Origin of the sequence: Filimonas effusa, from assembly GCF_004118675.1 — a bacterium.
In the GTDB taxonomy this organism is placed as follows: domain Bacteria; phylum Bacteroidota; class Bacteroidia; order Chitinophagales; family Chitinophagaceae; genus Filimonas; species Filimonas effusa.
In genome coordinates this window covers 1380996-1403069 of sequence record NZ_SDHZ01000002.1, presented here as the reverse complement: position 1 = coordinate 1403069, position 22074 = coordinate 1380996, and the positions used below count along the sequence as shown (strand labels likewise).

22 protein-coding genes are annotated in these 22074 nt (G+C 46.9%); 10 read left to right on the top strand and 12 right to left on the bottom strand.

Annotated features, from left to right (window positions below):
• Positions 1–37: 37 nt before the first annotated feature.
• Both treS and ESB13_RS16875 read right to left on the bottom strand, forming a co-directional pair.
• Positions 38–3358 carry a maltose alpha-D-glucosyltransferase gene (gene treS / locus ESB13_RS16880; protein WP_129004800.1) on the bottom strand — a complete coding sequence of 1107 codons (3321 nt, stop codon included), beginning with the start codon at positions 3356–3358 and terminating at the stop codon, positions 38–40.
• Positions 3359–3418: 60 nt separating this feature from the next.
• Positions 3419–3823: a response regulator gene (locus tag ESB13_RS16875; RefSeq protein WP_129004799.1), complete on the bottom strand. Its 405-nt coding sequence runs from the start codon at positions 3821–3823 to the stop codon at positions 3419–3421.
• 225 nt (positions 3824–4048) lie between these two features.
• Here ESB13_RS16875 and ESB13_RS16870 point away from each other — a divergent pair, with 225 nt between their 5' ends.
• Both ESB13_RS16870 and ESB13_RS16865 read left to right on the top strand, forming a co-directional pair.
• Entirely contained in the window at positions 4049–5518 is a 1470-nt protein-coding gene (locus ESB13_RS16870) for an MFS transporter (RefSeq protein WP_129004798.1), read from the top strand.
• 59 nt (positions 5519–5577) lie between these two features.
• Positions 5578–5796 carry a hypothetical protein gene (locus tag ESB13_RS16865; RefSeq protein ID WP_129004797.1) on the top strand — a complete coding sequence of 73 codons (219 nt, stop codon included), beginning with the start codon at positions 5578–5580 and terminating at the stop codon, positions 5794–5796.
• Here the strand turns inward: ESB13_RS16865 and ESB13_RS16860 are convergent.
• From ESB13_RS16860 to ESB13_RS16845, 4 genes are read right to left on the bottom strand one after another with little or no spacing between them, the layout of a single operon-like run.
• The gene (locus ESB13_RS16860) at positions 5762–6898 is read right to left on the bottom strand and encodes a glycosyltransferase family 9 protein (RefSeq protein ID WP_129004796.1); all 1137 of its coding nucleotides are present in this window, start codon (positions 6896–6898) and stop codon (positions 5762–5764) included. The genes ESB13_RS16865 and ESB13_RS16860 overlap by 35 nt on opposite strands.
• Positions 6873–7475 carry a D-glycero-alpha-D-manno-heptose-1,7-bisphosphate 7-phosphatase gene (locus tag ESB13_RS16855; RefSeq protein WP_129004795.1) on the bottom strand — a complete coding sequence of 201 codons (603 nt, stop codon included), beginning with the start codon at positions 7473–7475 and terminating at the stop codon, positions 6873–6875. Before ESB13_RS16855 ends, ESB13_RS16860 begins: the two co-directional genes overlap by 26 nt.
• 13 nt (positions 7476–7488) lie before the next feature.
• The gene (locus tag ESB13_RS16850; protein WP_129004794.1) at positions 7489–8838 is read right to left on the bottom strand and encodes a glycosyltransferase family 4 protein; all 1350 of its coding nucleotides are present in this window, start codon (positions 8836–8838) and stop codon (positions 7489–7491) included.
• Positions 8810–9820, bottom strand: coding sequence for a glycosyltransferase (locus tag ESB13_RS16845; RefSeq protein WP_129004793.1), 1011 nt, complete (start codon positions 9818–9820; stop codon positions 8810–8812). The genes ESB13_RS16850 and ESB13_RS16845 overlap by 29 nt, the downstream gene beginning before the upstream one ends.
• Positions 9821–10047: 227 nt before the next feature.
• Between ESB13_RS16845 and ESB13_RS16840 the strand changes: the two genes are divergently transcribed.
• From ESB13_RS16840 to ESB13_RS16830, 3 genes are read left to right on the top strand one after another with little or no spacing between them, the layout of a single operon-like run.
• Complete coding sequence (locus tag ESB13_RS16840) at positions 10048–11784, top strand: carbamoyltransferase family protein (protein ID WP_129004792.1); 1737 nt, start codon at positions 10048–10050, stop codon at positions 11782–11784.
• Positions 11785–11789: 5 nt separating this feature from the next.
• Entirely contained in the window at positions 11790–12767 is a 978-nt protein-coding gene (locus ESB13_RS16835) for a glycosyltransferase family 2 protein (protein WP_129004791.1), read from the top strand.
• Positions 12764–13771, top strand: a complete 1008-nt coding sequence (locus ESB13_RS16830; RefSeq protein ID WP_129004790.1) for a glycosyltransferase family 9 protein — start codon at positions 12764–12766, stop codon at positions 13769–13771. Before ESB13_RS16835 ends, ESB13_RS16830 begins: the two co-directional genes overlap by 4 nt.
• Here ESB13_RS16830 and ESB13_RS16825 read toward each other — a convergent pair.
• Positions 13760–13981 (bottom strand): hypothetical protein, encoded by a 222-nt coding sequence (locus ESB13_RS16825; RefSeq protein WP_129004789.1) that lies wholly within the window; start codon positions 13979–13981, stop codon positions 13760–13762. The genes ESB13_RS16830 and ESB13_RS16825 overlap by 12 nt on opposite strands.
• A 200-nt stretch (positions 13982–14181) precedes the next feature.
• Between ESB13_RS16825 and ESB13_RS16820 the strand changes: the two genes are divergently transcribed.
• Positions 14182–14463, top strand: a complete 282-nt coding sequence (locus tag ESB13_RS16820) for a hypothetical protein (protein WP_129004788.1) — start codon at positions 14182–14184, stop codon at positions 14461–14463.
• A gap of 37 nt (positions 14464–14500) precedes the next feature.
• Positions 14501–15370, top strand: coding sequence for an SDR family oxidoreductase (locus tag ESB13_RS16815; RefSeq protein ID WP_246022593.1), 870 nt, complete (start codon positions 14501–14503; stop codon positions 15368–15370).
• 10 nt (positions 15371–15380) lie between these two features.
• On the opposite strand, the gene ESB13_RS16810 is transcribed toward ESB13_RS16815, so the two are convergent.
• The 3 genes from ESB13_RS16810 to ESB13_RS16800 form a co-directional block, all read right to left on the bottom strand.
• Positions 15381–16286, bottom strand: a complete 906-nt coding sequence (locus ESB13_RS16810) for a magnesium transporter CorA family protein (RefSeq protein WP_129004787.1) — start codon at positions 16284–16286, stop codon at positions 15381–15383.
• 16 nt (positions 16287–16302) lie between these two features.
• The gene (locus ESB13_RS16805) at positions 16303–16473 is read right to left on the bottom strand and encodes a DUF3606 domain-containing protein (protein ID WP_164974251.1); all 171 of its coding nucleotides are present in this window, start codon (positions 16471–16473) and stop codon (positions 16303–16305) included.
• A gap of 89 nt (positions 16474–16562) precedes the next feature.
• A complete protein-coding gene (locus tag ESB13_RS16800) occupies positions 16563–17858 on the bottom strand; it encodes an ATP-binding protein (RefSeq protein WP_164974250.1) in 1296 nt (431 codons plus the stop codon).
• Positions 17859–18063: 205 nt separating this feature from the next.
• On the opposite strand from ESB13_RS16800, the gene ESB13_RS16795 reads away from it, so the two are divergent.
• From ESB13_RS16795 to ESB13_RS16785, 3 genes are all read left to right on the top strand, one after another.
• Positions 18064–19167, top strand: a complete 1104-nt coding sequence (locus ESB13_RS16795) for a hypothetical protein (protein WP_129004784.1) — start codon at positions 18064–18066, stop codon at positions 19165–19167.
• A gap of 173 nt (positions 19168–19340) precedes the next feature.
• Positions 19341–20315, top strand: coding sequence for a hypothetical protein (locus tag ESB13_RS16790; RefSeq protein WP_129004783.1), 975 nt, complete (start codon positions 19341–19343; stop codon positions 20313–20315).
• A gap of 28 nt (positions 20316–20343) precedes the next feature.
• A complete protein-coding gene (locus ESB13_RS16785) occupies positions 20344–20922 on the top strand; it encodes a Crp/Fnr family transcriptional regulator (protein WP_129004782.1) in 579 nt (192 codons plus the stop codon).
• 16 nt (positions 20923–20938) lie between these two features.
• On the opposite strand, the gene ESB13_RS16780 is transcribed toward ESB13_RS16785, so the two are convergent.
• Complete coding sequence (locus ESB13_RS16780) at positions 20939–21250, bottom strand: hypothetical protein (RefSeq protein WP_129004781.1); 312 nt, start codon at positions 21248–21250, stop codon at positions 20939–20941.
• 9 nt (positions 21251–21259) lie between these two features.
• On the bottom strand, positions 21260–21985 hold the full coding sequence (locus ESB13_RS16775) for a pirin family protein (RefSeq protein WP_129004780.1): 726 nt from the start codon (positions 21983–21985) through the stop codon (positions 21260–21262).
• Between the last annotated feature and the right edge of the window lie 89 nt (positions 21986–22074).

Genomic DNA, 22074 nt, shown 5'->3' with positions numbered 1-22074 from the left:
AATATACGATCTGTTTTTGATTTTGTGGACGGGGGGGTTATTGTTCAGAGATCTTGCTATTCTCCAATGATTCGTCTACGACTGCTTTTGTGATCATAAGTGGGACAATTGCGCGTTGGGGCTGGTGGACGATATTCCAGGCCAGGTCGTGCATTGCCCGTTGTATGAGGTAGGTGTGGATCATCATTTCCAGTTCACGGAGGTTATTGGGGATGAAGGAGGCGTCTTCTACCGTTTCGAGGTAGGCGCGTACGAAGAAGCCGGCCTGGTGATATGCCCAATAGGGGGCAAATGCGGCCAGTTCGGGCTGGTCTTTAAAGCCTTCGTAAGCCGTATAATAGAAGCTGCTTACCATGGATGCTATGTCGCGTAACGGGGAGCGTTTTATTCTGCGTTCGCTGAGTGAACGCCAGGGGTCGCCGCTGAAGTCTTTTACTGCGAGGTCTTTACCGGTAAGCAGGATCTGGCCAAGGTGATAGTTGCCGTGAATGCGGATCTTGGTTACGTCGAGTTTTTTATCGTAGATGCGCCGGAGTAAAGCGAGTAATTGTTCGCGGCGTTTAAGTACGGCGATGCTTAGTTCGCGGACATCGCCTTCGAGTGTTGACAGCTGCCGCTGTACTTCCTGGAAGGCGGCGCGGACGAGAGATTGCATGGAAGAATAGAGAGAGCGCTGGTAGTGCAGCGAGAATTCTTCGGCTACCATTTCGGCGGGATGGGTGGCTTGGCTGAGGGCGAGGTGCATTTGGCCGGTGCGGATACCCAGTAAGCGGCTTTGTTCTGCTGCGGGCCCTCCCAGCAGTACCTGTACTGCATCGGGGAGCTCTTCGAAGGCGGCCGGCCGGGCCAGGCGGCCGGCGCGTGATTGGGGGTGCAGCGTGCTGCGGTCGCGTGCGAGGATACGTTCGATGTAGTTGCGCAGGCGTTCCTGGAAATAGCTATGGCCATCGCCGTGGTTTTCTACCATTACCTGTAACAGTCCGAGGAGCATACTTCCGCGTTCATCGTTCCATAAAATGGCTCCCATGTAGGGCGGGACGTATTCAAACTGTGCCTGTTCGGTGAGGTAGCGTGTGAGTTCGAGATCGGGGTGTGCGCCCTGGTCTACTTTACGATAGATCTTCAACAGATAGCGGCTATCGTAATTAACCGAGGTATTGGCTTCGGTTGAGGCGTGGATCTTTGATTTTATTTCGAGAGAATCGTGTACGTAGCGTTCTATCGTGGGCGTACAAAGGAATTCGAGGGTTCCTTTTTCCACCGGTACCTGTTTATCGGCAGCGATATGATGGAAGAGCAGTTGTTGTACTTCATGTGTATAGAGAGCGTCGCAAAGCAGGCCTTTATCGTCTTCGGCTATTACGTGCGCCATTACCGCATTGGGGCAGTTGTGTGCGAGCTTTGAAGCGTTTTCACCTGTTACAAAGCTGATTGCCAGCTGGTAGGTTTCGGGAAGGTCGCTTTGGTAAGTGACTTCTACCAGGAGCAGGTAGGCGTTTGATTTTGACAAAGGAACTGTTGCATGGCGTGTGATGCTGACGCGATAGATCTGCCGGCCGCGGCCACCAAACCATTTGGTTTTGGGCAGGTAGTTGGGCAGGATCCGTTTCTCCAGTTCCATGCGGCCGGCGGGAGATATGAGGTCGCTCCATTCTGATAATCTTACTACCGGTAATGGTGCGTTTTTGTCGACTTCGGGATGTGCTTTTTCAAGAATAAAACACTGGAAGCCATAGGGGCTCATGGTAAAGAAGTAGTGGCCATCTTCTTTTATAGCGGGGAAGCGGGTTTTGCTTACTACTTCTACTGGCACATAACCTTTATGATCGCGGAGGTCTACTTCGGCGGGTTGTGAGAACTTGGAGAAGTTTACAACTATGAGGAGGGTTTCATCTTCATAGTTGCGGGTGAACGCCATTATTTTAGGGTTCTCTACCTCAAGGAAGCGCATGCCGCCCCTGCCAAAGGCTTTAAACTGTTTACGCATACTTATGAGGCGCTTCATGAACCAGAACAACGAAGAAGTATTAGTGCGTTGTGTTTCAACATTCACTGCCTCATAGTTATATTCCGGATCGAGGATCAGCGGCAGGTAAAGTTTCTGGGGGTTAGCGGTTGAGAAGCCGGCATTACGGTCGCCGCTCCATTGCATGGGGGTTCGTACGCCGTCGCGGTCGCCCAGATAGAAGTTGTCTCCCATTCCTATTTCGTCGCCGTAGTAAATGACGGGTGTACCGGGGAGAGAGAACAACAGGAGGTTCATCAATTCTATTTTCCGCAGGTTGTTATCGAGTAGTGGTGCCAGGCGGTGGCGGATGCCGAGGTTGATCTTTGCTTTGGGGTCTTTTGCATAGACCTTATACATATAGTCGCGTTCTTCATCGGTGACCATTTCGAGTGTTAGTTCGTCGTGGTTGCGGAGGAAGATGGCCCACTGGCAGCTATCGGGGATGGGTGGTGTTTGATCGAAAATATCGGTGATGGGATAGCGGTCTTCCATTTGCAACGACATGAACATCCTTGGCATTACGGGGAAGTGGTAGTTCATGTGGCATTCATCGCCATCTCCGAAATAGGAGGCAGAGTCTTCGGGCCACATATTGGCTTCGGCAAGGAATACCGTGCCGGGGAAATGTTCGTCGATATAAGCGCGCATTTTCTTGAGGAAAGCATGCGTTTCGGGCAGGTTTTCGCCATTGGTGCCTTCGCGTTCAAAAAGATAGGGGACGGCGTCGAGGCGGAAGCCGTCGACACCCATTTTGCACCAGTAGTCGAGGATGGCGAGCACTTCGCGTTGAACGTTGGGGCTATCGTAGTTGAGATCGGGCTGGTGGTGGAAAAAGCGGTGCCAGTAATATTGTTGGGCAATGGGGTCCCATGTCCAGTTCGAGGTTTCAAAATCCTGGAAGATGATGCGGACATCTTCATATTTACCGGGGTCATCGCTCCATACATAGTAATCGCGTTCGGGGGAGCCTTTTGGGGCCATACGAGCGCGTTGGAACCAGGGGTGCTGGTCGGAAGTATGATTGAGCACCAGTTCTGTAATCACCTTTAATCCGCGTACATGTGCGGCGTCGAGGAATTCTTTGAACTGTTCTATGGTGCCGTAAGAGGGATTGATCTTGTAGTAGTCGGCTATATCGTAGCCATCGTCGCGCAGGGGAGAAGGGTAGAAGGGGAGTAGCCATATGGCTGTTACGCCCAGTTCCTGCAGGTAATCGAGTTTTTGCAGGAGGCCGGCGAAGTCGCCGATACCATCACCATTGCCATCGCAAAACGCCTTGATATGTAACTCGTAAATGATTGCATCCTTGTACCAGTGCAAACGATCGTCCAGTGAAGTATTGATAACCATAACGCTCTGAGCTTTTGATTCTTATATCCTAAATTAACGTGCCAGTCTGTAGTTAAACCGCTAATACATCTGAAAAAAACGGGAATCTCTTGTTTGAAAAAGGCGTTTGAGTGTTTCTGCCAGGCAATCGATCGTGCCTGTTTTCTGAATGCAGCATTCGGCACCTGTGTTTAGGGCGCGTTGCTGTGTTTCGTTGCTGATAGATGTAGAATAGAATACCACCGGGACCTCTTTTATCCGGTTGATCTGTTTTAAATGCTGCAGGCAATCGAGTCCATTGATCCTGGGCATATTATAGTCGAGGAAAATGAAGTCGGGAACAATATGTTCGAAGAGGTGGTAGGCATATTCTGCTGTTTTTGCCCATGCGCACATGATATGTTTTATACCCGCGGCATCGAGTGCGAGGGTAAGAATATCCAGTTCTTCTTTATCATCGTCTATCAATAAGATGAGTTGTTCCATGGTAGCGAATTTTATCCGTTTCAGAAATGGTGCGTCCGAAGAAAACCGGGGTAGAAAAATAACAAAGGGTGGATGATAAAGATAATACAATAGAGCCGGCTTTCCTATTAAAATAGGCGGCCGGGGCTGATATTCTATGGCGTTTGTGGCTTTATCGTGTTCTATCGTGATGGCTGGTACGGGGAATGATATTTGCAATTTTGCTATCTGTTATCCGTTTTACTTATGAACTTAAGACCTAAAGTTGTTTTAACACCGGAGGAAAGGCACAAGGGGATGCAGGTGATCATATGGGATGGTCTTGCTTCGGAGATGATGACCACTTTTACCGGCAGTGCTTTCCTTGTAGCGATGGCATTGCTGCTTGGCGCCAATAATGTACAAATAGGTCTGCTGGCTTCGTTACCTACTTTTACAAATATCTTCCAGTTAGGATCTATATGGCTTGTGCGGAAGTTTAATAACAGAAGGGCTATTGCGGTGTTCTGTTCTTTCCTGGCGCGGTTTCCGCTTATTCTTGTTGGTATTAGTACGCTTTGGTTTTCGGGATCGGTGCAGGTGCTTATCTTCTTTCTTTTCTTTTATTATCTTTTTGGTTCTATTGCAGGGCCGGCCTGGAATTCGTGGATGAAAGATCTTGTTCCTGAAAACATGCTGGGTGAATATTTTTCACGGCGCAGCAGGTATAATCAAACGCTGGATGTTATCTTAAGTATTGTACTTGCTTTGGTATTGGATCTTATCAAGAACCGTTTTCCCCAATATGAGCTGCATGTTTATTCCATATTCTTTATGATAGCGGGAGCGGTGGGTATTGTTGGCGGATATGTATTATCGAAAGCGCCGGAGCCGCAGTCGTTTCTTTCCAATGCAAATATCTTTTCTTTGTTTAAACAGCCGTTAAAAGACCTGAACTTCCGGCGGCTGCTGGTTTTTAATGCTGCATGGGTATTTGCGCTTAATATTGCGACTCCGTTCTTTACTGTATTTATGATGAAGGCCATGGGGCTGGCTATTTCTTACATCATTATACTTTCTATTATAAGTCAGCTGGCAAGCATTCTTACGATTCGCATGTGGGGGGTATTTGCAGACAGGTATAGCAATAAAAGCATTATTGCTTTAAGCGCCCCTCTTTATATACTTTGCATTGTTGCGTGGTGTTTTGTAGGGATGTATTCGAGGCTTTACGTTAACCTGGGTTTGCTTGTGGTGATCCATCTATTCAGCGGCGTTGCTACTGCAGGCGTTAACTTATCGATCACCAATATCGGGCTGAAGCTGGCGCCTAAAGAGGATGCTATTGTTTACCTGTCTGTCAAAAATATCGTGACAGCCTTTTTTTCTTCCATGGGGCCTGTTGTTGGTGGGCTGCTTGCTGATTATTTTACCAACAGGAGTTTATTGATCACGGCCCAGTGGAGTGGTCCGAAGCTGACTAAAATAGGGAAATTAATTTCTCTTCATGAATGGAACTTTCTTTTCCTGATAGGCGCTTTGCTTGCGCTGTGTGCGCTTGAGCTGCTGATGCGTGTAAGGGAGGTGGGTGAAGTAGAAAAGGATGTAGTGCGGAGGATCATGCGTACCAGGATTAAAACCAACCTTAAGGAATATTTCATCATTGGTGACATCATCAACTGGCATTCGCAGCTAAAGGCGATATTGAAACTGGGAAGGAGAAGAATAAGTTCCTGACATTGTTATAGTGGCTGTTTACGGGTACAGTTTTTTAAGATTACCAGTAAAGTAATTTTATGAGTAAGCCAATATCAGAAAACAAGCCATCTGTTGCCGGGCAACAGTTAGAGGAAGATAAAAAGCAGCATGACAAGAAAGGTGATAATGCGAAGCATGAAACGCCACAAAAAGCGGATGACGGGAAAGACGAGGTGCTGAATAAAGAAAATCTTCCTGATGCGAGTAACGAATCAACGGGTGTTATAGGCAGTGGTCAACGACAGGATTCGAATTAAGATCTATGATTGAGGTTGAGATGTATTTTCCGGGTTGCAGCAGCAGGCTGGCAGCGGCTGCTGCAACTTCTTTTGGAGCAGGATAGGCTATGTGTTGGGTAAAGAGCAATTCATCGACATATTTTATTACTTCGTTACGGCTTTTCAATGATCCGGGAACACTGAAGGGCAGTACTATTGCCGGAGATCTCCAGGGCGTATGCTGGGGATTGGTTAAAGCATATAATACGATCGTTGGCGTTTGAACGGCAGCACTGATATGAATAGCGCCGGTATTGACGGATACGAGCAGACTAGCTTTATCGAGCAGGCTAATCCATTCTGCCATATTAAGTTTGCCTGCCATGGAGCGGCATGCTGCTTCTGCCTGGTCGACTATTGCATTGGCAAGTGCTGCATCGGCGGCGGATCCGCTAATGACAACGGGAAGATTGTGCTGAGCCGAGAGCAGGCGTGCTGTTGCTGCCCATCGATCAACCGGGTATTTTCTTTTTTCTTCACTTACCCCGGGATGTAATACGATGTAATTGCCGGTAATGCCGGTTTGGCGTAGCTTTTCGCCGGTGGTACTGATGTCGGCTGCCTGCTGCTTTAGCTGCAGCGTATTATTGCTGGTGAATGCACCAAGGGTTTCTACCAGTTTGAGGTCTCTTGCCACCTGGTGTTGTATGAAAGTATAAGGTTCCTGATCGGGCACCCAATGCGTGAGCAATCCGTAGGGGTTTTCGCGGCAATAGGCCAGTCGTACGGGAATGCCTGCCAGGTAGGTTAACAAGGCTGCCGGCAGTGGATTCTGGCTGTATACGGTAAATATTATTGCGGCGTCGAAGCTTTCGTTTTTAATACGTTCCGTTAATGCACGTGCTGCTTCTGCGTTCAAATCGTTTCCGGCTTTTACCCATGGTATTTCGCATGCGATGACCTTATCTACTTCCGGAATATGGGTTGTGATGGGGGCGCCCATCGGGGAGGTAAGCAAAGTGATCCGGCATTGCAGCGTTTCCTTTAAAGCGCGCATTGCCGGACCACTCATTATGATATCGCCCATGTTATCTGCACGTATGCATAATACGTTTTTACAGTTCACCTGCGAGAGCTTCATGGGACTCCAATTTTAACTCACTGGCTCCGCAAATAATTTGTGCTGCTTTATAAAGCGAATTAACGGTATAGTCGGGTTCGCGGTATTTATTATCTTTTTCCCATTTTGTTTCATTGCCGTTATCGTAGAGGATGCTACGGCAGCCGGCGCGGTGACCGGCATCTACATCGTCTAAGATATCGCCTATCATCCAGGAGCCGGCGAGATCGATCTCCAGCTTTTCGGCAGCCTGCAGCAGTAAGCCGGGTGCTGGTTTCCGGCAATCGCATTTAACTGCGTACTCGACTATAATGCCATCGGGATGATGGGGGCAATAATAGAATGCGTCTATCTGAATGCCTTGCGCTGCCAGTAATGACGCAATATGGGTGTTGGCTGTCTGAAGGGCTTTTTCGTCGAAATACCCCTTTGCTATCCCTGCCTGGTTAGATACTACCACCAGCAGGAAATTTTGTTGCTGTAGTAAACGTAATGCGTCTACTGCTTCCTCGTCCAACTCAATAAGTTCCGGAGTAACGTTGTAGGGAACGTTTTTGACAAGTGTGCCGTCTTTGTCTAGAAATACTGCTTTAATCATTGGTTTATAGGTTTTAGCTACCTCCCGGTACAGGCCGTATTACACCGGGAACAAAAAATGATTCTTTTAAAAACTGGCCAATATCTTTTAATAACAACGAATCGTGCCAGTTGTTTATTCTTTCTTCTGCGGGTTTACGATAAACCTGCATATAGATGGTATGCATTGACCGGGCCACTTTTTCCCAGGTGAATTCGCGTCTTACACGGGCCAGGGCGTTGCGGGTCATAGTTGTATGCAATGTTGGGCTGCTTAACAGCTGATCGAGCTTTTTTGCAAGTATTTCCGGTGAATGAGGGGGAACCAGGTAACCTGTGCGGCCGTCGGCCACACTGTATTTGATACCGCCTACGTTTGCACCTATGACCGGCGTTCCGCAAGCCATAGCTTCAAGCGGGGTGATGCCAAACGGCTCGTACCAGGGTGTTGTAACAAATACATCTGCCGCGCTATAATAGTACCGGAGTACCTGCCTTGATTGGCGGCCGGTAAAAATTACCTGATCCAGTACGCCGGCCCCGGCTGCTACCTGCTGCAGGCGTTTTAGCTCTGGCGTGTTCAGTACTTCGGGCATATCGGCCTCGCCCCCTACAATAACAAGATATACGGGGTCGCCATGCTTTTTCATATTTCCCAGGCCTCTTATTACATTATCTACTCCTTTGCGTGGCACCATTCTGCCCAACTGAAGCACAATTTTCCCATTAACCGGCAACTGCAGCTGGCGGCGTGCGGTAGTCTTGTTTATGGGATAAAATTCGCGTGGTGAGAACCCGCATGGAATAATACTTATGTTCTGTTCGCATGCTTCATAATGTTCTACCAGGTCTTCTTTGTCCTGCGGGCATTCAGCTATAATGTGGTCTGCATCATGCACCAGCATTGTTTCGATTGAAACACGTTCAACGGGGAACTGATCTGCTTCTTTTTGATGAATGCGCCTTACCAGTCCGAGTGCATGAAACGTTATAACATACGGGATGTTCAACTGCCTGCGTATCACTGACGCTACGCAGCCCGACATAAAAAAATGCGCGTGCATTAACTTGTAACCGAGCTGGTTCCTGCGTATAAAAGTTTCCATTTCTTCGGCAAAGACCGGCATGTAAGGCAATAGTTGCTCCTTAGGCACATAGGTGGCTGGTCCTGCGCTGATATGAATCACCCGCACCCCGGGCAGCCATTCTACCACTTCCTTCTGCTGTTCATGGTCACGTCTTGTATAAATGTCTATTAAATATCCCTGGGCAGAGAGTTGCCTCGCCAATTCGGCAACATATACATTCTGTCCTCCGCTATCTACGCTGCCCAAGGTTGCCAGTGGTGAAGCGTGATCACTGATAAATGCTATTCTGTGTTTCATAGGTGTGCTTGCTTTTATGAATATGTATCGTTTGCAGGAAACATTCCTGCCAGTCGTTTACGAATCGCTGTATATTAAAGCGCTCTTCTGCCGTTACTTTGCCGTTTTGTCCGAGTTCACGGGCCAGCGATGGATTTTGCAGCAACAATTTCATTTTAGATATGAGATAGTCTATGTTGGTGTGTATGAAGCCGGATATGCCGTCTTTGATAACGGTAACATATTCAGTCGTAGCCAGCGCTACTACAGGAATTCCCTGGTGCATGGCTTCGAGTACTGCCAGTCCGAGGCTGGTATAGCGGATGGGGTTGAAGATAAACCTGTAACGCGCCCTGAAGGCAGGCAGCTGCGGATGTAATACTTCGCCGAGCCCGCCATAGGGTTGCGTGCCCATGCCTACGAGATCGACCGGGAGCTGTTTGCTTACAATGTCATAAAGATCGCCACCCAGTTTTCTTCCACGTTCATGTAAGTGGTTCACAATCACCAGGCCTCTTTCCAGCTCGCCGGTATAATCATGATCAGTTGCTGTTATGCCATGATCGATCACCCTTACCATAGGAACTTCGTTATGATACATCAACTTGTTGAAATGAGTAACATGTACCAGGCATACATCCGGATCATTCATCGGGTGACGCGTGTTTGTAGGATGAACATCGGGAGTGTTGTGTTCTACATAGATCCGGGGGAGGCGCCGCTGGGCTTCACTGAGAATTTCGTATTGATCGAGGCTGAAGTTCCTGACACTCTGGAATAAAATGCAATCGAAATCCATTTCTTTAACCAGGGGTACGGGTACTTCTATTACGTTGGGGCCAAAAGGAAAAGTTTGTCCCCGTCCGTAATAACCTTCACCTCCTGAAGGAGTTACAGGAATATAGATGTCGTAATCACCTTGTGATAAATAAAACAGATAACTACCATGTATATGCCATGTGAAGATCCGTAAGCGATTGTTGTCCGAAGGAATCCTGTTCATATTTAGACATTGCCTGATGCAGTGCTTAAAAACAATGCCATCGCTTTAAAAGAAATTTTTGCAAATGTTTGTAGAAGCGCTTCTACAAGCGTTTGAAGAGAAGCGCTTCTCTTTTTACTCTATTAATGGATTTTTTCTTAAAAGTTTCCCGGGATCAATATTTGTAGTGATTATATTTCCTGCCTTTAAAAACGGACATCCTTATCATTTTAAAATTTCCGGAAACTATGTTTACGTTAGGCATTAATGCGGCTTTTCATGATTCTTCGGCATGTATAGTAAAAGACGGGCAGCTGCTGGCAGCCGTGGAAGAAGAGCGATTTACGCATATCAAACATGGCAAGAGGCCTGTTCCCTTTGCAGCTTATGAGCTTCCGTATCATGCAATAGATTATTGCCTTAAAGTGGCTGGCATACATTTGTCTGAAGTGGATCATATTGCTTATGCTTTTGATCCTGAACAGATTGAAGATACTTTTCATAACGAAGAAGATTTAGGGATGCCGCTTAAGGGCCTGTTCCTTTCTTACATTAAAGAAGCGCCTGCGCATCTTGTCGACGGGTATCCTCATCATTTGCAGGCAAGGTTTGCGGGAGCGCGGAAAGATGATTTTCAATGGCATTATGTGGGGCATCACCTGGCGCATGCTGCCAGTGCGTTTCTGCCATCGCCGTTTGACACTGCGGCAGTTCTTACTGTTGACGGGAGGGGGGAGTGGACCACTACCAGTTATTATAAGGGCAGTGGTACCTATTTGGAAAACATAGGAAATGTATCGATGCCCCATTCGTTGGGGTTGCTATATGAAAAGATCACTACACACCTGGGTTTTCTTCATTCTTCCGACGAGTATAAAGTAATGGCGCTTGCATCGTACGGCAAGCCGGAATATGTACATGTGTTCCGTAATGCTATACATACAGGTGAAAACGGGCAGTATACTATAGCGCCGATAGACCTGGAAAAGGAATTTGGTCCGGAGCGGAAGCGAAATGAGCCATTTACGGAAAAGCATTTCAATATAGCGCACTCGCTGCAAAAGGTGCTTGAAGAAACGGTGCTTGAGCTGGTTAAATGGCTTCATGCTGCTACCGGCGAAGATAATCTTTGTTTTGCCGGCGGTGTAGCGCTTAACTGTGTGTTGAATGCTGTTATTCGTGATAAGGGGCCCTTTAAGAATATATGGGTGCAACCTGCGGCCGGAGATGCCGGTACAGCCTTAGGTGCAGCAATGATCGTTGACATACGGCAGCGCCAGGCTGCCGGCCGGGACTTTATTATGGACCATGCCTATTGGGGGCCTGAATATTCCGATGAAGAAGTTGAGGCTTTCCTGAAATGGACTAAAGTACCTTACCGCAAGATGGATAATATAGCCCGGGAAACAGCGGTTATTCTTGCTGAAGATAAGGTGATAGGCTGGTTCCAGGGCAGAATGGAATTTGGTCCGAGGGCGCTGGGGAGCCGTTCGATACTGGCCTCTCCGATAAATGCTGCCATGCAGGCAAAACTTAATGAAATAAAGGACAGGGAAGACTTCAGGCCTGTTGCTCCTGTTGTATTGGAAGAGGCGGCGGCGTTGTGGTTTGACAACGCTTCTTTTTCACCCTTTATGCTTTTTGTTTATAACGTGATCAATGAAAAGGCCGATGATATACCTGCAGTGCGCCATGTAGACGGCACTGCGCGTATACAAACGATCAACAGAGATCAGCATTCTCTCTATTATGACCTGCTGCATGAATTTCAAAAGATGACCGGTGTTCCTGTATTGGTGAATACCTCGTTCAATACGAGGGGAGAACCTGTGGTGTGCAGTCCGAGAGATGCTGTTGAATGTTTCTGGACTTCGCCGTTCGATGCGCTTGTCATTAACAGTTTCCTGTTAGAAAAGCAGCCTGTTTCTTCTATGCAGGAACATTTACGTGAAAATGCAGCTTATTTATCTGATGTAACTGTTTAGTTGTTATGAAACCTGAAGTTTCTGTTGTTGTAGCAACCTGGCAAAGGCCGCAGCTTCTTGAAAAATGTTTGCAGGCGCTTTTACGCCAGCGGCTGGCAGCCGGCCGGTACCAGGTTATTATTGTAACCGATGGTTTGGATGAAGCCAGCTGCCGGCTGGTGCGTCAATACCGCGACCGGGGCCATACTCAGTTGTATTGCTATTCATTGCCTGTTAAAAGGGGGCCTGCAGCTGCCCGTAACCTGGGCTGGCAAATGGCGGAAGCGCCACTTGTGGTATTCACCGATGATGATTGTATTCCTGATCCTGGTTTTCTAGGCGCCTATATCAATGCTTACAAGGCATACGGAGTAGCGCGCATAGCTTTTACAGGGAAGGTTACCGTTCCGGTGAGCCCGGTACCAACAGATTACGAACAAAATGTTGCACAGCTTTCTTCTGCTGATTTTATTACAGCAAACTGTGCCTGTTCCAGGACTGCTCTTGTACAGGCAGGTGGTTTTGATGAGGCGTTTGAAACCGCCTGGCGGGAAGACAGTGACCTGGAGTTTAAGTTTATCGATAATGGGATACCGGTGTATAAAGTAGAAGACGCCAGGGTAATTCACCCGGTGCGCCCTGCTTCGTGGGGAGTAAGTTTAAAAGAACAACGTAAGAGCCTTTATAACGCCCTGTTGTATAAAAAATATCCATCATTGTACCGCAAGAAAATAAGCCGCGGACCTCAATGGCGTTATTATGGGATCCTGTTTTGTTTGCTGCTGTTGGTAGTGCTGGCTTTTGGCCATTTATATACGGCTTCGCTTGTGGCGTTAGGCGGATGGGCTTTCCTGACAGCGGGATTTATTTATAAACGTTTACGAACCACTTCACGCAATTTCAGTCATGTAATGGAAATGATCTGCACTTCACTGCTTATTCCTTTCCTATCCATTTATTGGACGATATATGGTGCTGTACGCTATAAAGTATTATTCCTATGAGCTTAGTATTAAAACCAAACCAGGTTAAGAAAATAGCCATTTTCAGGGCGTTACAGCTCGGCGATCTTTTATGTGCTATTCCTGCGGTAAGGGCATTGCGGAAGGCCTATCCGCGGGCGCAGATCACGCTGATTGGATTGCCATGGGCTGTTTCACTGCTGCAACGGTTCCCGGGTTATTTTGACGACTTTATTCATTTCCCCGGGTTTCCCGGCTTGCCTGAGCAGCCTTTTGATGAAGTTGCTTTCCTTGAATTTGAAGCCAGGATGCAGTTTGAGCAGTTTGACCTCCTGTTGCAGATGCAGGGCAGCGGCACCATTGTTAACCCGCTGCTGCCTGGTCTTAATGCGAAGTATGTCGCTGGTTTTCATAATGCAGAAAGCAGGGTAGATTCTTCGCTGTTCGTAGAATACCCGCAAGGCATTTCAGAGGTAGAAAGACACCTGGTGCTTATGGATCACCTGGGAATACCTTCGGACGGTAATAGGATGGAATTTCCTGTTTCAGAAGCGGATTGGAAAGAGGCAAAGGATCTATGCATACCTGTGACAGAAAAAAGTTATGTTATCATACATCCCGGCAGCCGGGGCTCGTGGCGACAATGGCCACCGCAATGTTTTGCATTGATGGCCGACTATTGTATAGAAAGAGGCTACACTGCGGTTATCACCGGTACCGAAGCGGAGCGTGACATTACTACGGAAGTATTGAAATGCATGCGGCATCCTGCGATAGACCTTACCGGAACAACCAGCCTGGGTGTAATGGGGGCGTTGATCAGTGATGCTTTTATGCTCGTAGCCAACTGTACTGGTGTGTCGCATATTGCAGCAGCTACACAAACGCCCAGTGTCATTATAAGCATGGATGGCGAACCTGAACGTTGGGGGCCTATTAATAAAGCGCTTCATACTACGATAGACTGGACAAAGGAGCCGCACCTGGAACTGGTATTGCAGGCTGTAGACAGTATGTTGAACCGCCGGTCGGAATCAGTTGCCTGAGCCTTTTTGGGCCACGTAATTTTTGTCCCATTCCTGTAGCGCCTTTTCAACAGTATCTCCACGGCCAATGATCCGTTCTGCCGGATCTGTTCCAAGAATACAGTAAAAGCCATTTTCATCCTGATAGATATCGGGCCTGAAGTTTTTAACGGAGGCAGGAAGGTCGCTGCGGGTAAAGTCGATTTTAATCCGTTCTTTTTCAATAGACATATTGGTCATTTTGTGATAGTGTTAATAAAATCGTTCCTTTAAATTACCGCCTGTTTACGGGGCAGCCCGTTTTTTTGATGCGTGATTTCTTCTACAGCCTTTGCATTATTTACCCTGTTAAAATGTGGCATAATATTATTGCAGTTTCAGCTATATGCCTGCCGGCAATTCTCTTTTTTAAATAATCTAAATGCGACATTATGAGTATTACACCTGTAAGAAAGCCGCGTCTGGAAGATGATGGCCTTTACGATCCGAAAGTGCGGGAAGACCTATGGCCCGATGAGCCTCATTTCCCGAATGACGATATGGAAGACCTGCTTGAAGAGCCGGGTATTTCAGATGGTGATGCGGCAGAAGAATCTGTTCCTGCTGTTGTTGCTGATCCCGATTTACAGGAAGGGGATGATTTTGATGAAGATGATGATACTACCGAATTTGTAGAATGGGAAGAGGAAGATGATGAAGAAGACGAAATTTAATCACATGTATTTACTAAATAAAAATAATTAAACATTTATGGAACTGAAAACTGCAATGCCTACGAATATACCACCACAGGAGCAACAACATCAGCCCGGCTCCGAAATGCAGATGGATCCTCAGCCTATTTATGATAATGACGATCCTGGTTATGGCAGGCTTCGTGGTAAAGTTGCTATTATAACCGGAGGGGATAGCGGCATAGGAAAGGCCGTTGCTATACTTTTTGCCAAAGAAGGGGCGGAGGTTGCTATTGTTTATCTCGATGAACATGACGACGCCAGGCAAACCGCTGATATTATCAAGGAGCGGTATGACAAATCTGTGCTGTTGATCGCGGCCGACCTTCGTTCTGAAGAGAATAACAAACAAGCCATTCAACAGACGATCGATGCATTCGGCCATCTTGATATAGTTGTGAATAACGCTGCAGTGCAGTACCCGCAGCAGAGTGTAGAAGACATCTCCGAAGAGCAGTTACGCAATACTTTTGAAACGAATATTTTCTCCCAGTTTTACCTGGTGAAGCATGCGCTACCCTATTTGAAAGAGGGTAGCAGTATCATCAATACTACTTCTGTTACGGCATATAAGGGTAATGAGACGCTTATAGATTATTCTTCTACAAAAGGGGCTATTGTATCGTATACGAGAAGCCTGGCTCAATCGCTTATCAAGAAAGGTATCAGGGTAAATGCGGTGGCACCGGGACCTGTGTGGACGCCGTTGATCCCTTCTTCTTTTGATGGTGAGCGGGTTGCTTCTTTTGGTAAAGACCTGGACTACCAGCGTCCTGCCCAGCCTGTGGAGATAGCGCCCTGTTATGTTTTTCTTGCGGGGAAAGATGGCGCTTTTATGAATGGGCAGGTGCTTCATCCGAACGGCGGCAGTATTATCAACGGTTAATGTTAGGCCGTTACAGCCATTTTTTTCTTTTGAACCAGGCATAAATAGACAGGGTTACCGCTACCATTAATAACATGGCGCCAGGGTAACCCTGTTTCCATTTCAGCTCGGGCATAAAGTTGAAGTTCATACCATAGATGCCTGCGATAAAGGTGAGTGGTAAAAAGAATACGGAGAAGATGGTCAATACACGGATGATCTCGTTTGTCTTGTGGGCGGAAATGTTGAAATAGATGTTCAAAAGATGATTGGTGTTCTCGAACAGGGATTCGAACAAGCTTTGCTGTTTAATATACAGGTCTCTTACATCGCGCGTATAGGCATTGCCGCTGCCTGGCGGATCTATATTCTCTACAATATCGGAGCTTAAAAGTAAGACCCGCCTTAATACGTCTACGCGCCGTTTCATAAAATACAGGCCCTTCAATATTGCTGAACGCCTGTCTTTGAGAAAGATATGTTCTTCGAAATGCTCGATGTGTTTTGTGAGTTTTGTTCCTGGTACGTCAAAGGTTAAAAGCCCGGCCTTCACGATCTCATTTAATACGTGGGCCGATTTTTTACATTCTCCTTTTTTAACCAGTTGGGAGCTTATCCTTTCCAGCACCGGCCATTCTTTCCGGTGTATGGTAATAATGTAGGTTTGGGAAATGAAGATGGTAATCTTATTGGTTAGCTCTTTAACGGTATCTGCTTCGTCGTTATGCTCGTCGGGGCTATAGATCCTGAGAATAATAAATGTGTAGTCTTTTACCCGTTCGTACTTGGGGATATGGTCGGCCTGCATGGCGTCTGTTACTGATGCTTCATGCAGGCCGTATTGCTGTGCTACCTGTTGCAGGTCCTCTTCCGATGGATCTAACAGGTCTATCCATTCATAATTAAGATGTGCGCCTTCTGCCAGCTTCCGGACCATATTTGTGTGGTTATGGCTATTGCCTTTCGGATAAATAGGCTTCCAGCCTGGCTTTGTTGGTGCCTACTTCTTTTACGGCTTCCAGGATCTCTGCCTGTGTAAGACCAAATTTCTGGATCATGTCGCGCATGGTCCATGTTTCTTCTGTTAAATTGTTTGCCGTGGCTGTTGATTGATTTGATTGCATGATTTCCGTTTTGTGCAGTGGAAATAAAAGAATCGTGCCATTCTTTTTACAGCGGTGAAAGTTATCCGGAAATGATTCTGAGCCGGGCATTACTTTGTGGGTGCGGCTTTCAGCGAGAAATAGAAGGTAGTGCCTTCGCCTTTTTTACTGGTCAACCATATGCGGCCATGATTTGCCTGTACAAAGTCTTTCACTAACAACAATCCTAACCCGTTTCCTTTTTCTCCGGATGTGCCGAAATTAGTTTCCATATTACTTTCCCCGAACTTCTTCTGATCGTCGGGACTGATACCTGTGCCATGGTCTGTTACAGAAAACGTGATGCTGCCATTGCCGGAAGTTGCTCCTATTTCTATGCTGCCGCCCTCATGTGAGAATTTGATAGCGTTTGACAGCAGGTTACGGATGATAAGATCGAAGTGATCCGGATCGGCCAACACACTGAATTGGCGGGAGACCCTGTTATTCACCGTTAATGTTTTAGATCTTGTTTGTCCTTCAACCAGTAGCAGTACTTTATCTATCAGTTCAGAAGGAGAGAAGCAGGATGCCGTTGTTTTAATTCCATTAAGCTGGTTAGAAGACCATTGCAGGAGGGAATCTATAGTGGTGGCGAGCGACTCGGATTGTTTGATGAGCAGGCGGTTCATGCGTCGTTGTTCGGGTTCGGGCAGTGGGTCATCTTCCATCAGCTGCAGTACGGATACCACATTATTCACGGGGCCGCGCAGGTCGTGGGCCAGAATGGAGAACAGCTTATCTCTTACCTGGATAGAGGTATGAAGCCTGCTGTTAAGCTTTCTCGTGCGCTGGAAATAATAGGTTATGATGGCCAGGATAAAAATGATGGTAATGGTGATGGTGAGCGAGATGTCGCGTTCTCTTTTTCTATACTCATTTTTTTTAAGCTGGGCCAGTTCTCTTGCCTGGTTAATGGCAAGGAGGCTGTCGGCATACAGGTTATGCAATTCAAGGGCATGTAATGCTTTCTCGTACTGCTGCTGTTGTTTGTAGACTGCCGAAATGCCGGCATAAATGTCGGCCTGAAGGGCGTGGTGATTGATGGACCTGGCAATGTTCAATGCCTTGTATAGATGGCCCAGTCCCTCTTTGCCGTCTTCATTACTGATGATTCTGCCAATATGTGTAAGTGATTTTGCCTCCTGTTCGGGTAAATGTTTCTTTTCTGCAATTGCGAGGGCGCGCTTATGATAATGCAGTGCTTTGGCCTTATTTCCGGAGCGTTCAAAATGATGGGCAGAGTCGGTGATATGCTTTATCAGTTGCTGTTCCGTTGTGTATAACGACGGGGCCGGCTCCTGCGAACGGCATCCGCCCGCACCCAGCATGGTTCCGGCCAACGGTAACAAGAGAATTCTCCACATATACGGCATCAACAACTGACACCGCTAATTGGTTGGAGAAGCCTGAAATTTAAGCTGTGAGGGCGATACGGGCCGCCAAATAATAATTATTTTAAATATTTTCTTTTATATATGCGTTCGTTGGAATACTTTCACACTCTCCTACCCATGAAGCTTTGATATTAACCAAACGGACCGGTCGGGCCGCGATCCTAAACCTGTTTTTATGTTTCAGAACGTTGCATTCGAAGTATTCATAGGGCTGCTGTTTATATTCCTGCTGTATAGCTTGCTGGCTACTATTGTACAGGAGCTGATTGCCCGTTTTCTGGATCTGAGGGCCAGGATGCTTGTAAAAGCGATAAGGGTATTGCTCGACGACAGGAAAAAAGGCCGATCCGGTTTATTGTATCGCTTTTGGGAGCATGTTGTTGCCAATGTGCGGCATTTTTTCTGTCCCCTTCCTGAGTCGAGCGTAAGTAAGGTGTTTTATACGCATCCTGCCATTAAATACCTTTCGCGGAGCAGCTGGAAGAACAAACCATCCTATATCGCTGCGGATACTTTTTCTGCCGTAGTCATTCAGCTGCTCAGGGGAAATTATAAAGGCCAGGAGCCGCAGATGACGCTTATTCAGCGAACACTTGAAGAAACACCTGCTGTGTTTGCAGGTACAGGCGGCAGTAAAACTTCTGCGTCCATAGATCCTGAAACGCTCGAATATCTTAAGCAACTCTTTTATGATGCGCAAAACGACCTGGAGAAGTTTAAGGCAAGCCTGGAGAAATGGTTCAACGAAACCATGAGCAGTGTCAGCGAATGGTATAAAAGGCAGGCGCAAACGTTGCTTTTTATTATAGGCCTTGCTATTGCCATCATCTTTAATGTGGATGCTATTGCTATTTGCAGGATACTATCGAAGGATAAAACTGCGCGGGAGCAGATTGTGCAGCTGGCATCTAAATCGGTACCTGTTTACGATACACTTACTACAGGTATTCAAAAGGTGAAAGCGGGAGATACTGCTGCACTGAACATAGATAAGGCGTATGATATTGTGGTGAAAGATGCTTCCCAGTCTTCAGGCATCATGGGGCTGGGCGGCATTTTCAGGGGAACGCCCGCCGGTAATAAGCCGCTTCAATTCCATCCGTTGCAGGAGGGAAGAGGAGGTACTATCCTGGGATGGCTTATTACCACGCTGGCTATATCGCTGGGAGCGCCTTTCTGGTTTAATCTGCTTAGCAAAGTAATAAAGTTGCGTGCATCGGATTCCAAAGAGCAGCCTGCTTCAATGCCGGGAGTGCTGCCGGCAGAAAGGGTCGGCTAATAAAATACAGGTACTATGCAGTTAACCGTATCCAAGTATCTCAATGCCCGCAAGGAAAAACCGGCGGTATCGGCTTTTGTCCTTTTTACAGGAAGCCCGGGGATGCTGTTATTATTTCCAGAGTAGTAGCAGGTGAAAAACTGGATGGTAACAGCATATGGTATTATGCTCCATTGGATAACTGCTTTTACTGGAGCGGCGGATTTGTGGAAACAGAATTTGAATTGCAGACCCCGGTTCAGTTGCCGGAAAATGAGTACATGATATTGATGGCAGAAGCACAGGCTTATTTCCTGTTGCGATACCTGCTGCATGATAAGAATATTACCGGGATCTCTATTGCCGATAAGCGTATAGGAAGTGCGGGTGATATACTGAAAGGGCATTTTCTTGTATTCCAGGTAAAGCAAAAACAGTTAAAGCCGGCCGTTCCTATTCCGCCACAGCTCTACTACAAAGGCGTTTGTATCCCTACAGATATTGTTGAAGCAGGATTTGCTTCTTTCCAGTTTGCTTTCTCTCCTGGTGACAGTCTTTCGAGGAAAAATGAGACGGAGTGGGGCTCCTGTGGAATGAAGGTAGCAGGCACCGGCGCTTTTAACCAGGGGGTGTTTGTATTAACCAATTATCATGTTGCCGCTTTTGCAGCTCCTCCACATTCTTACAGAACAGTCCGCAAGTCACAGCGTTCTGTAACCCTGGCCGCTTATCCCGGTGTATATGTTGGGGGAGAAAAAAGCTTCAGTGATCATCAATCGGGAGCCGCTTCTTTTGGCGTTACAGCGCCTGTTGGTTTTTCTTTCAACTGGGGCAGGTATAAAGCAAGTAAGGCAGGTGATGAGGCAATGGCTTCTCATTCCCTATTCGTTAGTCTTGTTGATATAGGGGCGGCCTTAAGTTTCCGGTGGCAGAACGATTCAATAGACCTGCCGCGCAAGATAACCTTAAGCCAGATCTTCTTCCCGGGACTTTTTTATGTTCATGGCTGGAAAAACAGTCCTATCGCCCGTAAGTTTGGTTTCCAGTATGCGCCTGCATTAAGGCAGATCAAAGACGGGCAGCAGGCTGTTACCGATAATGTTGTTGTATGGCGTATCAGCCTTGGCTTATCAGTAGACATCCCCGTATTCCTGTTGTCAAGAAAATAATGTTTTATTTTTGGACAAACCTTACCGGATGTTTGAATCGATAGACCAGTTTGTTGCAAAACATATTGCATTAACGGAGGAAGAAACCAGTTTTTTTCATTCCCTGCTGAAGTTCAGGAAAGTGAAAAAGAAAAGCTTCCTTCTGCAGGAGGGTGAAGTTTGCGACTTTGAAGCCTTTATTGTAAAAGGTTGTACCCGCACTTACTATATCGACAAAGAAGGATATGAAACCATTCTTCTTTTTGGGGTAGAAGGGTGGTGGGTAAGTGATATAGGTTCCTTCTCCGAGCAAAAGCCTTCCATGCAGTTTATTGAAACGGTGGAGGATTGCGAACTGCTGGTAATAGATTACCGCAGCAAATCCTTACTTTTTGAAAAGATCCCTGCTTTTGAACGTGTATTCCGCTTGCTGGTACAACGTTCTTTGTCGGTATTGCAGCAGCGTTTCTATGCTTCGGTTTCGCAGACTGCTGAAGAGCGTTACAGGGACTTTATAGAACGTTATCCTGCCGTTGTACAGCGTATTCCCCAGCACCAGATTGCACGTTATATTGGCGTTTCACCGGAATTTCTTAGCAAGGTGAAAAGCAGTATGTACAGGAAATAGCGGCAGATGTTAAAGTTTACCGGTTTGCAAGCGCCTGCATGATCTCGTTTTCCAGGAGACCGCTGCCACCGCCGTAGTGGCGGATAATAATAAGGTTGTTATCTATGGCCAGCAGTTGTGTTCGCAGATCATTTTCTTCGACAGGAGTTATTCCTCCGCATAAAAGCACCATATGATAGCTGGTTGCTTTTACTGCTGCTACTGCTTCTTCGGTGGAGAGCACTACTTTGCATGCCCTTCCTTCAGGCGTGTTAAGCAGCCTGTAAATGACGTCCATGATCTCCTTGTTGCGGCCAACGCCCAATATTCTTAATGCTGATAGGTTCATAACGGGTGATTACAAATTTATTTCCATGGGAACATCCATGAGGAGTATTTGAGAATTGTCTTCCAGGCTGGTAATATTAATGGTTGCTGCTCCTGTGATGCCAAGACCATCTCTCTGCTCCAGCAGCTGGCCGTTGGTATTGACTGAACCGCTGATGATAAAAACGTATATGCCGTTGCCTGCTTTGCGGGCTGTGTAATCAAATGACTGGTCTTTATCGAACGTTCCCAGGTGGAACCAGGCATCCTGGTGGATCCAGCTGCCGGCGTCTTCAGGATCGGGGGAAATGATCTGCTGCAGCTGGTTGTGCTGTTGCGCTGTGTTAAGCACTGTTTGGACATAACGTGGCGTTACATTCAGCTCGCGGGGGTATAACCAGATCTGGAGAAATTTCGCGTCCTTGTCTTTGTTGTAATTGTATTCGCTATGGAAGACGCCGCTTCCGGTGCTCATTACCTGTATTTCCCCGGCTTTTGTTACTTGTGTATTGCCCAGGTTGTCTTGGTGTTCCAGTGCGCCTTCGAGTGGAATACTGATGATTTCCATATTCTCGTGCGGGTGAATGCCAAAGCCTTTTCCTCCTGCAACGATGTCGTCGTTTAACACCCGCAGCGCCCCAAACTGTATTCTTTCCGGGTTATAATAGCTGGAGAAGCTGAATGTCTGGTAGCTGTTAAGCCATCCGTGGTTTGCGTGGCCCCTGGTAGCGGCTTTATGTAAAATATGGTTTGGCATGTCAGTAGATTTCTTTCGGTAAAGTTGCAACTGCTATGCCTTTGGGTCCATTAATCTAGATTAAGAAATCTCTCTACAATTCTATTTTA